This window comes from Macrococcus bovicus (genome assembly GCF_004359575.1).
In the GTDB taxonomy this organism is placed as follows: domain Bacteria; phylum Bacillota; class Bacilli; order Staphylococcales; family Staphylococcaceae; genus Macrococcus; species Macrococcus bovicus.
This window is the reverse complement of sequence record NZ_SCWF01000014.1, coordinates 37,922-53,351: the sequence shown is the minus strand read 5'-3', so window position 1 is coordinate 53,351 and position 15,430 is coordinate 37,922. Positions and strand designations below refer to the sequence as shown.

Below are 15,430 nucleotides of genomic sequence, written 5' to 3'. Positions count from 1 at the left end.
GAACTCACTAAGTACATCAAATTTTTTAATAAAGAAAGAATTTCATTAAAAATGGCTGCGCTTATTCAAGCGCAGCCGAGTAACTGATTTTATTTTTTTACGTGTCTACTTGACGGGGTGATGTTCACCTCTTTAATCTTATTCTTTGGATACTTGAACAGATGGATGTGTCGCTTCCTTGATCAGCTGCTCGAGTTCCGCTGTGTATTCATTCACCTGCTGGTCATTATAGTGAAGCAGTTCCGTCATCGCCGCAATAACCGCTTCTTTGTACTGGTTGACAAAATGAATGTCGAAGTAAAGTGCACCGGTACGACGGACAAAGAAGTCAGATGGTGTCTGCAGCATTTCGTTCTGGATGCTGTATACAAGCTGGCTGTACACTTTGAGCGGCAGACCTTTAGTATCTCCGCGCTGAGCTTGCGCAATGTTCAGGATAAGCGGTGTATTTGAACCGTAGTGGTCAATCAGCGAAATCACTTCTTCGCGGGTTAGACCGACGTCTGGCATCGACTGCAGCAGTTCTTTCTTGTAGAGTTCAAAACCTTTCGATCCACCGACACTACCACCGGAAATCGTCGTATTTTTAGTGCGGCATTCCGCAAACTTGAGACCATGCTCTTCTTTTAATCTCAGCGCTACACGGTCCACAATTTCTTCAGCCATATGACGGTAACCTGTTAATTTACCACCGGCAATCGTCAGGAGACCTGATTTACCTTCCCAGATTTCATCTTTACGGGAGATTTCAGAAGGATCTTTCCCTTCTTCCAGAATAAGCGGACGGATACCTGCCCAGGTTGACTCGATGTCCTTATCTGTTACTTTGACAGTCGGGAACATGTAGTTAATCGCATCGATGACATAGTCTCTGTCTTCCTGAGTGACTTTCGGATGCGCTTTTTCACGATTGTAGAATGTATCAGTCGTACCGACATAAGTCTTGCCGTCACGTGGAATCGCGAAAATCATCCGTTTGTCTTTCTCGGTATCGAAATAGACGGCCTGTCTTAACGGGAAGACACTCTGATCAAATACGAGGTGAACCCCTTTAGTCAAGCGGAGCTGCTTATTATTTTTACTGTAATCGTCCTCGCGTACTGAGTCTACCCATGGACCCGCTGCATTGACGACTTTCTTGCCGAGAATTTCAAACTTCTCATGAGTGAGCAGATCCTCAGCATTGATGCCGATGACTTTCTTATTCTTGTCATAGATGAAGCCGGTTGATTTTGTGTAGTTGATGACTTCAGCACCCATTTCAACGGCACGTTTCATGACTTCAATCGTCATGCGGGCATCATCTGTACGATATTCAACGTAGTAGCCGCCACCTTTAAGGCCGTCTCTTTTGACAAGCGGTTCACGTTCGATCGTCTGTTCACGGCTCAGCATTTTTCTGGTCTCTTCTTTTTTGACGTCTGCCAGAAAATCATACACTTTTAAGGCAATTGAAGTAGTGGCAGGACCGAAAGTGCCGCCTTTATGCATCGGTAAGAGCATAAATTCAGGCGTGGTGACATGCGGACCGTTTTCATAGACGATGGCACGCTCACGGCCTGTCTCAGCCACAACCCCGATCTGCAGCTGCTTCAGATAACGCAGTCCACCGTGGACAAGTTTAGTCGAACGTGAGCTTGTACCAGCAGCAAAGTCCTGCATCTCAACCAGGGCCACTTTCATGCCGCGCTGCGTCGCATCAAGCGCAATACCTGCACCGGTGATCCCACCGCCGATAACGACTAAATCATATTCATTGTTCTTCAGATTGTGGATAATCTGCTTACGATAAAGATTTGAAAATGTCATTTTATTTCCTCCTGTTTAAAAAAATAGAGACTTCGCCTACATTACTGTATTCAAAGTCTCGTATCTCTTGTAATTATTAACTTGTAATCATTATACCACTTTTCAGATATCTAAACCCTTATTTTGCCTGCTTTTTTCTTTTAAACACTTGAGTCGCTTTCACCGCTGTCTGCCAGCCTTCATAGAGTTCTTCACGTTCTGTTTCTTCCATTGCTGGAGAGAACTCTTTTTCCAGTTTCCAGCGGTCGCGGATCTCTTCTTTAGACGTCCAGTAATCCACGGCAATTCCTGCCAAATAAGCTGCACCGAGTGCCGTCGTTTCGTTGACTTCCGGTCGCTGAACAGGCACATTAAGCAGATCTGACTGGAACTGCATCAGGAAGTTATTTTTAACAGCGCCTCCGTCAACACGCAGTCCCTTCAGCTGAATACCGGAGTCTTTCTCCATCGCATCCAGTACATCGCGTGTCTGGTAGGCAAGTGATTCCAGGGTTGCACGGATAAAGTGCTCTTTCTCTGTGCCACGTGTCAGACCAAAGACAGCGCCGCGTGCTTCAGAATCCCAGTAGGGTGTCCCGAGCCCTACAAAGGCAGGCACCACATAGACGCCTTCAGTAGAAGTGACGCGGTTGGCATAGTTTTCTGATTCAGGGGCATTTCTGACCATGCGCATCCCATCACGTAACCACTGAATAGCACTTCCTGCGACAAAGATTGAACCCTCAAGTGCATAATTCACTTTGCCGTCTAATCCGTAAGCAAGAGTCGTCAACAGCCCGCTTTCTGATTTCACAGCTTTCTCGCCTGTATTCATCAGCATGAAGCAGCCTGTGCCGTAAGTATTCTTAGCTTCCCCTGCTTCAAAGCAAGCCTGGCCGAAGAGTGCAGCCTGCTGGTCTCCTGCGATACCGGCAATCGGAATATTCTGGCCGAAGAAATGATGAGCCACTGTCTCACCGTACACTTCACTTGAAGCTTTAACTTCCGGCAGCATTTGTTTCGGCACTGTCAGATAGTCGAGTAACTGGTCATCCCACTCAAGATCGTAAATATTGTACATCAGCGTCCGGCTTGCATTGGAGTAATCTGTCACATGGGCCTTGCCGCCGGAAAGCTTCCAGACGAGCCAAGTATCAATGGTACCGAAGAGCAGATCGCCTTTTTCCGCTTTTTCACGTGCACCTTCCACATGATCTAAAAGCCATTTCACTTTTGTCCCTGAGAAATAAGGGTCAAGTAACAGCCCTGTTTTATCCCGAAATTCCTGTTCCAGGCCGCGCGCCTTTAAATCATCACAGATTTCCTGCGTCTGACGTGACTGCCAGACAATGGCGTTATGAATAGGACGCTCCGTGTTCTTATCCCAGACTACAGCCGTCTCACGTTGATTCGTGATGCCGATCGCGGCGATCTGATTCGCTTTAATATCTGTAGACACCAGGACGTCTGACATAGTAGAAAGGACGGTCTGCCAGATTTCATTGGCATTATGTTCTACCCAGCCCGCTTTCGGGAAATACTGTTTGAATTCACGCTGAGCGACGCCTACTACTTCGCCTGCTTTGTTGAAGATCATTGAACGTGTACTTGTTGTGCCTTGGTCAATTGATAAAATATATTGTTCCATATCATACACTCCTTATAATAGTTTGGATTGCTGGCCGCGTAAAACAGTCTTATTCATGATAAAACCAAGTACAATGGTCAGTATCGTCACGATAATTGACACCCAGCCGATCATCTCAATCTCGCCTTTAAACAGCAGATGATAAAGGGTCGCACCGAGCATCCCGCCTGCAATCGGTCCGATCACTGGCACGATTGCATACGCCCAGTTAGAAGGTCCTTTTCCTGGAATCGGCAGAATAGCATGGGCCAGACGTGGACCGAGGTCACGCGCCGGATTGATGGCGTAACCTGTCGTACCACCGAGACTCAGACCAATCGCGACGATCAACGCGCCGACAATAAGCGGATTAAGTCCATCTGTAAACTTATTGGCACCGATAAAGAGCAGACCCATCACCAGGATCATCGTCCCGATAATCTCTGACATTAAGTTCGCGACATAGTTCGGATAGGCAGGACCTGTACTGAAGACGCCAAGCTTGGTGCCTGGATCTTCCTCTGCTTTAAAGTGCGGCATGAAATGCAGCCAGACAATCAGTGCACCGAGCATAGCTCCAAGCATCTGTGCCAGAATATACATCGGCACTTTACCCCAGTCGAATGCACCGTCAACCGCTAAGCCAATCGTTACAGCAGGATTCAGGTGAGCCCCTGTAATACTGCCGACCGCGTACACCCCCATGACAACTGCCAGTCCCCAGCCAAGAGCGATGACAATCCAGCCGCTGTCCTTAGCATAAGAACCTCTTAAATTCACATTCGCACAAACACCTGCACCAAACAGAATGAGTATGGCTGTACCAACCAGTTCAGCTAAAAATTCACTCATTTTTTCCACTCCCTTCGTTTTGTGTCAATAATAAGACAAAAAGAGACCCTTTACTTGGCAGAAGGGTCTCAAGTCTCACGTCTTTTATTAACTTGTCTTATATGTTACAGAATTGTGAAACCGCTGTCAATTCCTAAACTCAAATTTTTCCCATAATTCACGTCGACTGGTGGTGACGGCAAAAGCGCCATGTGCTAATGCCTGCTCAACTTCTTCTTCCTGATCAATCAGTCCGCCTGCAATAATCGGCTTGCCTGTCTTCTGTCTGACTTCCTGAATGACTTTTGAGGCGATGCCCGGGAGCACCTCCACATAATCAGCGTCACACTGCTCGATGATGCCGATTGAACGTTTTAATGCGCTTGAATCAATGATAAAAACACGCAGAATCGTTTTCACTCCGAGCTGACTTGCTCTTTTGATGATTTTCGTCTTGGTCGAGATGATACCGTAAGGTTTATATTTCTGGAAGATATACTCGACGGCCGCTTCTTCCCCGGATAAACCTTTGATCAGGTCTAGATGGATAAAGACCTGCTTATCTTTCAGCATGGCTAATATGTTCCCCAGGTGGCCGATATGGGTATCAAGAATGACACATTGCTTATAATTGGACTTGCTCAGTTTTTCAATATCTTTGAAATCTCTCACTGCCGGTAATATCATTTACATCACTCGCTTAAACATTTTTTCCAGTTCATAGGTCGTATATTTGATGGTGATGGGACGCCCATGCGGACAAGTGTAAGGTTCACTTGTGTATGCCAGTTCTTCCAGAAGTCTTGCCATATCTTCCTGACGAAGATAATGGTTCGCTTTGATTGATTTCTTACAGCTCATCATAATGGCAGTGTCTTCTCTAAATTTATTGAGATTGAGAGACTGATGCGTCAGACAGTACTCGATAATATCCTTGATGGTCTCTTCAGCGTCAGCTGGAAACCATGTCGGCACGGCCTGGACCAGATAATCGCTGCCACCGAAAGATTCCAGCTCCAGACCGACTGCAGCCAGTTCATCCCGGTATTTCTCAATACGCAGTGCCTCGTCACGTGTATAACTGAGGGCGATCGGCACGAGCAGCGGCTGGACCTGATGTTCCACGTGACCGATGCGCTCTCTGTAATATTCATACTTGATACGCTCCTGGGCTGCATGCTGGTCAATCATATACATCCCCTCCTCATTCTGGGCGATGATGTAGGTCCCGTGTACCTGACCGACCACCTCCATCATCGGCAGTTTACGTTCAGGATGGACGCTCTCAGCAGCAGGGCTGGTGGCAGTTACCGGCTTATCATTTTTGTCAGGTACTTCCGGCGCCTCATCCTGCCGAGTCATCTCCTGGTAGACGATAAAGGGCTGAGACGGTTTCTCTTCGGAGCTGTCTGCACGCTCTGTACTTTCCGGGAAAAAGGGCTTATCTTCCTGCACGACCGGCTTATCGAGCGACTGAACGGGTCTTGTCTGCTCATAGATAAACCGCTGCTGTTCAAATTTCTCCAGCACCTTATTTTTCTTCGGCACTGTAATTTCTGGTATCAGACTCTGGCCGAGTAAGGCCTCCTTGATCAGCCGCGTGATCAGCGTCATCAGCTCCGGCTCCTTAGACAGGCGGACTTCCTGCTTGGTCGGATGGACATTGACATCCACCAGTCCCGGATCCATTTTTATCTGAATCGCGACCACTGGATAGCGGCCGATAGGCAGCAATGTGTGATAGCCTTCCAGAATGGCTTTCGTCAGCATAAAGTTTTTAATATAGCGGCCATTAATAAATAGCGACATATAATGACGGTTCGCCCGTGTGTGCTCAGGACGCGCTATTTCACCCGTCACTTCATAATCGCCCGTTTGTCCCTCTATCGCAATCAAGTCGCGGGCAATCGTCATACCATAGACTTGGGCCATCACTTCATTCAGACGCCCGCTGCCTGTTGTCTGCAGCAGCACCTTGCCATCCGCCTCCAGTTTAAAACGGATGTGGCTATGGCTCATCGCAAAACGGTTCATAATATCGGTGATCTTGCCCAGCTCTGTATGCAGGCTTTTTACATATTTCAGACGTGCCGGCGTATTATAAAATAAATCTTTGACGATGATTTCCGTCCCTTTTTTGGCTCTAGTCAATGTCTGGTCTATAATCTCACTGTTTTCGACTTTGACCTCATGACCGACTGTATGGTCGGCGCAGGTCCGGAGGATGACGCGGCTGACTGAGGTGATACTTGCGAGTGCCTCGCCGCGGAAGCCCAGCGTCCGGATATGAAAGAGATCGTGGTTGTCATGTATTTTACTGGTGGCATGCCGGCCGAAAGCAAGCGGAATATCCTCCTCCAGAATGCCGCTGCCGTTATCTGTCACAGCAATCGACTCGAGTCCCGCTTCCCTGACTTTCACTGTTATCTCGGTCGCCCCTGCATCTATCGCATTCTCTACGAGCTCCTTGACGACCGATGCCGGGCGCTCAACCACTTCACCTGCCGCGATTTTATTGGCCAGCTGTCTATCCAGCTCCTGAATTTTACCCATATTCTCACCTACTTCAGTTGATCCTGTAATGCTTGTAATTTAAGGAGTGCTTCTATTGGCGTCATACGCGCAATATCAAGCTGCTTCAGTTCTTCTTCCACACTGCTGCCAAACAGGTCAAATGACAGCTGCGGTTCTTTAACCTGTTCAGCAGATACCGGCTGCACGGCTGCCTCTGCCTTTTCGAAGCGGTCAAGAAGAGCGCTGGCGCGGCTGATGACTTCTGCCGGCAGATCCGCGAGCTGCGCGACATGGATGCCGTAGCTATTCTCAACAGCCCCCGGCATGACTTTATGCAGGAAGATGAGCTCACCCTTATATTCTTTGGCTGCAACGTGAATATTCTCAAGTGCCGGCAATGTGTCTTCCAGCTGTACGAGTTCATGATAATGGGTTGAAAAAAGCGTTTTGGCTTTAATATGGTCATGCACATACTCAATCATGGCCTGTGCCAGGCTGAGACCATCATACGTAGATGTGCCGCGGCCGATCTCATCAAAGATGATCAGGCTGTCAGCCGTGGCGTTCTTCAGCGCATTGCGTGCTTCAAGCATCTCAACCATAAAAGTACTCTGTCCGGATACCAGGTCATCCGCTGCGCCTATCCGAGTGAAAATCTGATCGAAAATCGGCATCTCTGCAGCGGCACAAGGGACAAATGACCCCATCTGCGCCATGATGCTGATCAGGGCGACTTGCCGCATATAGGTGCTCTTACCCGACATGTTCGGGCCGGTAATCAGATCGATATACTGCTCGTCGTCCAGCTGACAGTCATTCGGGACATAGTCTTCTTTCGACATCACCTGCTCGACAACGGGGTGTCTTGACTCAGTCAGCTGCAGTGTCCGCGCACTGAATACAGGTCTTACGTAGTCGTTCTCCATGGCGACCTGACTGAAATTCTGCAGACAGTCCAGTTCAGCTATTCTTCTCGCGATACGCTTCAGGGCCACCGTATAGGTTCTGACCTGATTGCGCAGTTCGATGAAGAGCTGGTACTCCAGATCGATCATCTTCTCCTCGGCACCAAGAATCAGAGCCTCCTTGTCCTTTAAGTCTTCCGTGATAAATCGTTCGGCATTCGTCAGCGTCTGTTTACGCATATAGCCGAAGTCGTCAGCGTTGAACTGATGTAAGTTGGCTTTTGAGATTTCAATGTAATAGCCGAACACCTTGTTAAAGGCGACTTTCAAGGAACGAATCCCCGTCCGTTCCCGTTCTGTCTGCTGCATCTGACTCAGCCACTGTTTTCCGTTCCTGGCTGCATCACGATAGCCGTCGAGCTCTGCGTGATAACCTGTCTTAAAGATACCGCCATCCTTAATAGAGATCGGCGCTTCTTCTTCCAATGATTCAAGGAGCTGGACCAGGCTCATCACTTCACGGTCGTCTACCTCCGTCAGCCCGATTGACTGAAGCACCTGATTGATCTTCGGCAGCTGCTCAATAGAATATTTCAGCTGAATCAAGTCCTTCGCATTGGCATTGCCGAAGCTGACACGTCCGACTAAGCGCTCGATATCATAGACTTCTGCCAGATGTTCACGCAGTGCATCGCGCTCTATGAACCGCTCATTCAGAAGCGCCACCTGGTCGTGGCGATGCGTGATCGCCTCCTGATTGATCAGCGGCCGCTCTATCCACTCTTTCTGCAGGCGATGCCCCATCGGCGTCTTCGTTTCATTGAATATGGATAAGAGCGTCCCCTTTTTGGTCTTCAGACGGATGCTTTCTGTCAGTTCAAGGTTACGTTTGGCATAGAGATCAAGCCGCATATAATCAATCGCCTGATAGCTGACCGCCTGTTCAATATGAGCGAGATCCCGTTTTTGTGTTTCAGTGACATAAGCAAACAGCAGCGCCGTGACGGCCTGTGCTGAAGGCGACAGTTCCGCTGCCTGCGCTGGCACAGTCCCTGTCGCCTCGTAGACTGATACCACAGTGGTGATCTGATGGACCTTCGCCAGCAGTTCCGGGGCCAGGGGCTCTCTTAGAATGATCTCACTCGGCTTGATGCTCGCCAGTTCACTCAGCAATATTTCCTCTGTGCAGGTGGTCACTTTCAGTTCACCGGTTGAGATATCGGCATAAGCGATATGGTAGTCGAGGTCCTGCAGAATCGCCATCAAGTAATTATTCGATGATTCATCCAGGGAACCATCCATGACTGTCCCAGGCGTAATGATCTGGACGACTTCACGCTTGACCATCCCCTTCACTGCACGCGGATTCTCCATCTGTTCACAGATTGCGACTTTATATCCTTTATCGATCAGTCTCTCAATATAGCCTTTTGCTGAATGATACGGCACACCGCACATCGGAATCGGGTTCTTCTTATCGCGGCGGGTCAATGTGATTTCCAGTTCCCGGGCGGCCGTGACGGCATCGTCGTAGAACATCTCATAGAAGTCACCCAGTCTGAAAAAAAGTATAGAGTCAGCGTGCTGCGCTTTGATTTCAAGATATTGAGCCATCATAGGTGTCGGTTTCATACAATCAATCCTTTATTTCAATAGATTTCGTCTAGTAAGTGCGATTAAAAGTCCGTATGCAGTCAGACTGCCGACGACAGTACTGGCCAGGAAGAGAGGGGTAATCACATAGAACTTGCTGAAGTCAAGGTTCATCATATAGATCAGCGGTATAGTGGCAAGACTGCCGACAATACCGGTGCCGATGACTTCTCCTATAACGGCGAAGCCCACTTTACGGCTGCGCTGATAGATGAGTCCTGCTAATAATACACCGATCATACTGCCGGGGAAGGCAAAAGGTGTCGCAGTCCCGAAGATCAGTCTGATGACTGAGGTCAGAAATGCCTGGGCTAAACCGTACCAAGGGCCGACAAGAACAGCGCATAGTACATTGACGAAGTGCTGGACCGGAAAGGCTTTGATAGGGCCGAGCGGAATATAGATCATCTGGCTCAGCACTACATTGATTGCCGTGATAATCGCCGTTAAAGTCAGTTTACGGGTCTGATTGTTTTGCATCTTAACCGTCCTTTCGTTAAAAAAAGTCGATTCATCCAAGAACCGACTTTTGTCTATTAGTTACCGCAACCAGGTGCACTATTTGCTATTTGAGCGCCCGTCTCACCTTTTAGGACGTCTCCACCGGTAGAGACAATGATCTCATCCGTCACAGTCTGGCTGATCGCATGAGAGACCATCTGCAGAAGTGAGTTGACTTCACCTTGCGCCTCCTTGAACTGATCCACTAAAGGCATGTCATCCAGTTCAGCTTCCACTTTCGCAATTTTCTCTTCTGTCATCTGCAGGGCTTTCTCTTTGCCGTATTGTTCAAAGTTCACCGCTTGTTTCTGCAGGGACTTCAATGAAGCCATTTTCTCGCGCACAGTCTGATTCTCGTGAATCTGAGCTTCAGCACGCTTAAAGAATTCTACCGCATCCGTCTCAGCCATCATCCGGCCGAGCTGTTTCGCATGTTCTAAGATCTGATCGTTTGTATACATTAATGGCTCACTCCTACTTGGTCTAAAATAGCGATTAATTCACCATTCATTGAATAGCGCATAGTCTCTGTTACTCTTACTTTGACAAATTGCCCGATGGCTTCCTTAGGTGCACGGAAATTGACGAGCTTGTTCTTATCGGTATAGCCTGCAAGAATCTCGTCATTCTTTTTCGATGGTCCTTCACAGAGGACGATGACCTCCTGACCTAAATAATTCTGCAGCGTCTTCTCAGAATATTTCTCCACTATCTTATTCAGACGCTGCAGACGGTCTTTCTTGTCACGCATCGGCACATTATCCCTCATTTTGGCTGCCGGCGTCCCTTCACGCGGGGAATAGATATACGTATAGGCGTGTTCAAAGCCGACTTGTTCGTACAAGTCCATTGTATCTAAAAATTGTGCTTCTGTCTCATTGGGATAACCGACGATGATGTCTGTTGTCAGCGCGACATCCGGCATCTGCTCACGGATCTTAGCGACGAGTTCCAGATAGCTCTCCCGTGTATATTTACGGCCCATGATCTTCAGGACATCGTTATTACCTGATTGCACAGGCAGATGAATATGCGGCACGATATTGCCGCCCTCAGCCAGCACTTCAATCAGACGGTCGTCAAAGTCCCACGGATGGCTTGTCGTGAAACGGACGCGCGGGATATCAATCTTCTGGATATCTGCCATTAAATCGCCGAGTCCGTAATGGATGCCTAAGTCCTTACCGTAGGCATTGACATTCTGTCCGAGCAGGCAGATCTCTTTATACCCGCGTCGTGCGAGGTCTCTTACCTCCTGGATGATTTCCTCCGGCATGCGGCTTCGTTCCTTGCCGCGGGTGAACGGTACAATACAGTAGGTACAGAATTTATCACAGCCATACATGATATTGACCCATGCCTTCGTTGCACCGAGTCGTGACTTCGGCAGATTCTCGATGACATCGCCCTCTTTAGACCAGACCTCAACGACCATCGCTTTAGATAAATAAGCTTCCTCTAAAATAGCCGGCAGGCGGTGAATGTTGTGCGTCCCGAAGATCATATCGACGTTCTGATAGGATTTCAGGATCTTGTTGACGACAGATTCCTCCTGACTCATACAGCCACAGACACCGATCAGTACATCCGGCTTCTCAAGCTTCAGATGCTTTAAGTTACCGATCTCACCGAATACTTTGTTCTCAGCATTCTCCCGGATGGCACAAGTGTTCAGCAAAATGACATCCGCATCGTTGACATCATTCGTTGCTGTATAATCCAGTGCCTCAAATATCCCGGCCATCACTTCTGTATCATGTTCATTCATCTGACAGCCATATGTTCTGATGTAATATTTACGGCCTTTACCCAGACCCTGATATTTTTCCTCAATCGTAAAGTCATGGTGATAGTTCACCGCTTCTTTTCCACGTTTTTTAGCGTCTATCAGGCTTGGCGGCTGATAGACATGCTCAAAATATTTGCTGTAATCCTTCTCAGGCTTCTTCTCTGTCTTGGCCTGAGAACCTAGGATCCGACTTTCTTCGTTCATTTCAAAACCCTCTCCAGTCATTTATCATCTATTTAGTATATTACTTATACCAGACATTTTCAAAGGTTTTTATCAGTCGAGAAGCTCATCAAAATCACCATTTGAAGAATGAACCATCTGGCTGTAGAGGCCGTTCCGTTCAAGCAGCTCATGCTGATAACCCTGCTCAATAATCTCGCCCTGTGCGAGCACGATGACTTTATCTGTTTTCTTCACGGTGTTCAGGCGATGGGCGATCACGATGCTTGTACGTCCTGCCATCAGACGATCCACCGCTTCCTGCAGCTGCATCTCTGTCACCGTATCAATCGAACTTGTCGCTTCATCCAGCAGGAGAATCTTAGGGTTCTGGACGAGCGCACGTGCGATGGATAACAGCTGACGTTCACCTTGAGAAAGTCTTGATTCCTCACCGGAGATCACCGTGTCATAGCCCTCTTCAAGACGCATGATAAAGTCATGGGCATTGGCATCTTTCGCCGCCTGCACCACCTCTTCATCTGTCGCTTCATGATTGCCGTACTTTATATTATCCCGGACGGTGCCGTCAAAAAGAATCGGATCCTGCAGCACATAGGCGATCTGACGTCTTAATGTACGTCGTGGCATGCGCGATACTGAAACGCCGTCAATCAGAATCTCGCCTCCATTGATATCATAGAAGCGGTTCAGCAGCTGAATGATCGTCGTCTTACCGGCACCCGTTGCGCCGACCAGTGCGAGTGACTCTCCTGCAGCCAGATCAAATGAGACGTGATTGATCACATTTTTCTGCTGACTGTCATTATATTTGAAGGTGACATCATTGAACTGAATATGACCTTGAATCACCCTTTCCCCGTGATTCGTGTCCGGTTCTTCTTCCTCATCGATAATCGCGAAGACACGTTCCGCTCCTGCCAGCGCTGACAGCACTTCATTGAACTGATTGGCGAGGTCAGATAACGGTCTTGTGAACTGGCGCGCATATTCAGCGAAGATCACGATTGTGCCGACAGTTACCGCCTGACCGTTCAATGCAAGGAGGCCGCCGATACCGACGACGATGGCAAATGAAAGGTTGTTCAAGGTGTTCATGACTTTAGGAATGGTACCGGAATAACTGATAGACCAGAACCCCCGTTCACGGACCGAACGGTTCTTCTCTTCGAAGCCTTGTATCACAACTTCTTCCTGTGAGAAGACTTTGACTACTGACTGGCCGGAAACAATCTCTTCAATATAGGCATTCATATCCCCGAGCGCCTGCTGACGCATCTTATAAAGGGGACCTGTGCGGTTGGTGATCCAGCGCGTCGCAAAGAACATCACGGGTATAATCGTCATCGTCAGTAGTGTCAGTAACGGGCTCAGGGTCAGCATCACGATGACTGTTCCCACCAGTGTCACAATACTGGAGGTGAACTGGATAAATGATGAGTTCAGAACTTTTGAGATATTTTCAATATCGTTTGTCATTCTGCTCATGATATCACCGTGCTGACGTTCATCAAAGAAGCGGATCGGCAACTGCTGCATATGACTGAAGAGCTGCATGCGAAGCTTGTAGACTGTCTCCTGTGCGATATCGACCATGAGATAGGCAGCGAGATAGGTCAGAAGCGATAAGGCAGCAAAAATAATGAGCAGCCAGCCGATCTTCTGCGGCAAGGAGCTGAAGCGCTTCGTCATAATATTATGGTCGATGATATGACCGATCAGATACGGGCCGACCAGACTCAGGAGAGAGGTGATGATGACGAGTATAATGACAAAGAAAACCATCCATCTGCGGTGGGCCATCAGCTGCCATATTCTGCTGACTGTATGTTGCCAGTCATCTGCCCGCTTTTTATCTTTTTTCCGACCGATATCTTCTTTTTTCAAGACCGGCGGATGAGAGAATACATCTTTAATCATGTGTCTCCTCCTGACTGCGTGCTATATCCTGATATAGCGGGCTTGAATTCATCAATTCTTCATGGGTGCCGAGCGCGACGATTCGTCCTTGATCCAGCAGCAGGATCTGATCGGCCGTTTTAGCGGTATGTATCTTCTGAGTGACGATGATACGTGTCATATCGAGATTTTTCAGCGCATCAAACAGACGGCCTTCAGTATGGATATCCAGTGCTGATGTACTGTCATCCAGAATCAGAATGCCCGGTTTTTTGATCAGTGCACGTGCGATGGCAAGCCGCTGTTTCTGACCGCCAGATAAATTCACACCCTGCTGGCCGACTTTCGTGCTGTATGCATCATCAAAATTCATGATCGAATCATGAATCTGGGCGATCTGCGCTGCACGGAAGACTTCCTCGGCACTTGCTTCACTGTCGCCCCAGCGAACATTATCAATAATCGAGCCTGTAAAGAGCGTCGTCTTCTGCGGCACATAGCCGATCCATTCGCGCAGTGTTCTAATATCCCAGTCACGGACATTCTGGCCGTTGATAAGGACTTCGCCGGACGATGTTTCATACATCTTAGGGATAAGCGATAATAATGCAGATTTTCCGGCACCTGTCTGACCCATGATGACGAACTTTTCTCCGCCCTTCACTTTAAAGGAGATATCTTGCAGGACATAGTTCTGTGCAGACGGATATTTGAAATAGACATGCTTAAACTCAACCGTGTTGTTCAGCTTCTCAGCCGCATTGTCATCTGCGACCTGAATCTCATCCTCCGGCGTAGTCAGAACCTCGCTGATACGGTCAGCGCTGGCTTTTGCACGTGAAAAGGCAATGATAATAAAGGCGAACATTGAGAAACCACCTTGCATCCGCAGTGCATAGTTGATGACCGCCACTAAAGAGCCCACTTCAAGTGAGTCAGACTGTATAAGGTCACTGCCGAACCAGATGACGAGCAGCATTGATAAATTCATGATGATGAGGAGCACCGGCATAATGCTCTCCATCAGTCTGAGCGCATAGACCGTATCCTGTCTGATAGGTGTCGCCACTTCATCGAATCGTTCAGCTTCATAGGGGCCGTTCAATGTCGACTTAATCAGTCGCACCCCTTCTAGGTTCTGCTGCACAAAGCGATTCAGATGATCAGTCCGCTTCTGGATACGCAAAAAGAGCTTCATCCCGCTGCGTGCAGTGATAAAGAGAAAGACAGCTAAGAGCGGTGTCCCTATCACCAGATAGAGGGCGATTTCCGGGGCGACGATGAAACTCATGATGATACTACCGACGACCGATAATGGCGCTTTCAGCATGATGCGCAGACTCATGAAGAGTACCATTTCGTTCGCAATAATATCGCTGGTCAGCCGGGTGATCAGACTGGACGTTTTAAACCGGCCGAGTGTTTCGAGGGAGAAACCTTGAATCCTGCGGAAAATAGCATTACGTAGATCGTAGGAAAACATATGACAGACGTGAGAAGAAATAAATGAGTTCAGCACACCCGCAAAGAAAGCAGCCAGACTGATGCCGAGCATGATCAGCAGATAAGTCTGAATGTAGCGGGTGTCATTCTGCAGGATGCCGTTATCAATTATATTCTTCATGAGGATAGGCGCATACATATCGACAAAAAGTTCTGACAGCATCAGCAGAAGTGCAAATAACATCAGTCCGAGATAAGGACGTGTATACTTGATGACGGTCTGCAAGGTAAAAACCC

Annotated in this window: 11 protein-coding genes; all 11 read right to left on the bottom strand. The window is 48.2% G+C overall.

Going from position 1 to position 15,430, the window contains the following annotated elements; genetic code table 11:
- Positions 1–138: 138 nt before the first annotated feature.
- Positions 139–1,809: a glycerol-3-phosphate dehydrogenase/oxidase gene (locus tag ERX55_RS10295; RefSeq protein ID WP_133452496.1), complete on the bottom strand. Its 1,671-nt coding sequence runs from the start codon at positions 1,807–1,809 to the stop codon at positions 139–141.
- A gap of 118 nt (positions 1,810–1,927) precedes the next feature.
- Complete coding sequence (glpK, locus tag ERX55_RS10290; protein WP_133452495.1) at positions 1,928–3,436, bottom strand: glycerol kinase GlpK; 1,509 nt, start codon at positions 3,434–3,436, stop codon at positions 1,928–1,930.
- Between the two features lie 12 nt (positions 3,437–3,448).
- Positions 3,449–4,267 carry an MIP/aquaporin family protein gene (locus ERX55_RS10285; RefSeq protein WP_133452494.1) on the bottom strand — a complete coding sequence of 273 codons (819 nt, stop codon included), beginning with the start codon at positions 4,265–4,267 and terminating at the stop codon, positions 3,449–3,451.
- Positions 4,268–4,393: 126 nt separating this feature from the next.
- Entirely contained in the window at positions 4,394–4,933 is a 540-nt protein-coding gene (locus tag ERX55_RS10280; RefSeq protein WP_133452492.1) for a glycerol-3-phosphate responsive antiterminator, read from the bottom strand.
- Complete coding sequence (mutL, locus tag ERX55_RS10275) at positions 4,934–6,799, bottom strand: DNA mismatch repair endonuclease MutL (protein WP_133452491.1); 1,866 nt, start codon at positions 6,797–6,799, stop codon at positions 4,934–4,936.
- Positions 6,800–6,807: 8 nt separating this feature from the next.
- Positions 6,808–9,297 (bottom strand): DNA mismatch repair protein MutS, encoded by a 2,490-nt coding sequence (gene mutS, locus ERX55_RS10270; RefSeq protein WP_133452490.1) that lies wholly within the window; start codon positions 9,295–9,297, stop codon positions 6,808–6,810.
- A 12-nt stretch (positions 9,298–9,309) separates the two neighbouring features.
- Positions 9,310–9,798, bottom strand: coding sequence for an energy coupling factor transporter S component ThiW (gene thiW / locus ERX55_RS10265; protein WP_133452489.1), 489 nt, complete (start codon positions 9,796–9,798; stop codon positions 9,310–9,312).
- 56 nt (positions 9,799–9,854) lie between these two features.
- A complete protein-coding gene (locus tag ERX55_RS10260; RefSeq protein WP_133452488.1) occupies positions 9,855–10,280 on the bottom strand; it encodes a YlbF/YmcA family competence regulator in 426 nt (141 codons plus the stop codon).
- Complete coding sequence (gene miaB / locus ERX55_RS10255) at positions 10,280–11,812, bottom strand: tRNA (N6-isopentenyl adenosine(37)-C2)-methylthiotransferase MiaB (protein WP_133452487.1); 1,533 nt, start codon at positions 11,810–11,812, stop codon at positions 10,280–10,282. Before miaB ends, ERX55_RS10260 begins: the two co-directional genes overlap by 1 nt.
- Before the next feature lie 72 nt (positions 11,813–11,884).
- Positions 11,885–13,711: an ABC transporter ATP-binding protein gene (locus tag ERX55_RS10250; RefSeq protein WP_133452486.1), complete on the bottom strand. Its 1,827-nt coding sequence runs from the start codon at positions 13,709–13,711 to the stop codon at positions 11,885–11,887.
- Positions 13,704–15,419 (bottom strand): ABC transporter ATP-binding protein, encoded by a 1,716-nt coding sequence (locus ERX55_RS10245; protein ID WP_208001530.1) that lies wholly within the window; start codon positions 15,417–15,419, stop codon positions 13,704–13,706. Before ERX55_RS10245 ends, ERX55_RS10250 begins: the two co-directional genes overlap by 8 nt.
- Positions 15,420–15,430 lie beyond the last annotated feature (11 nt).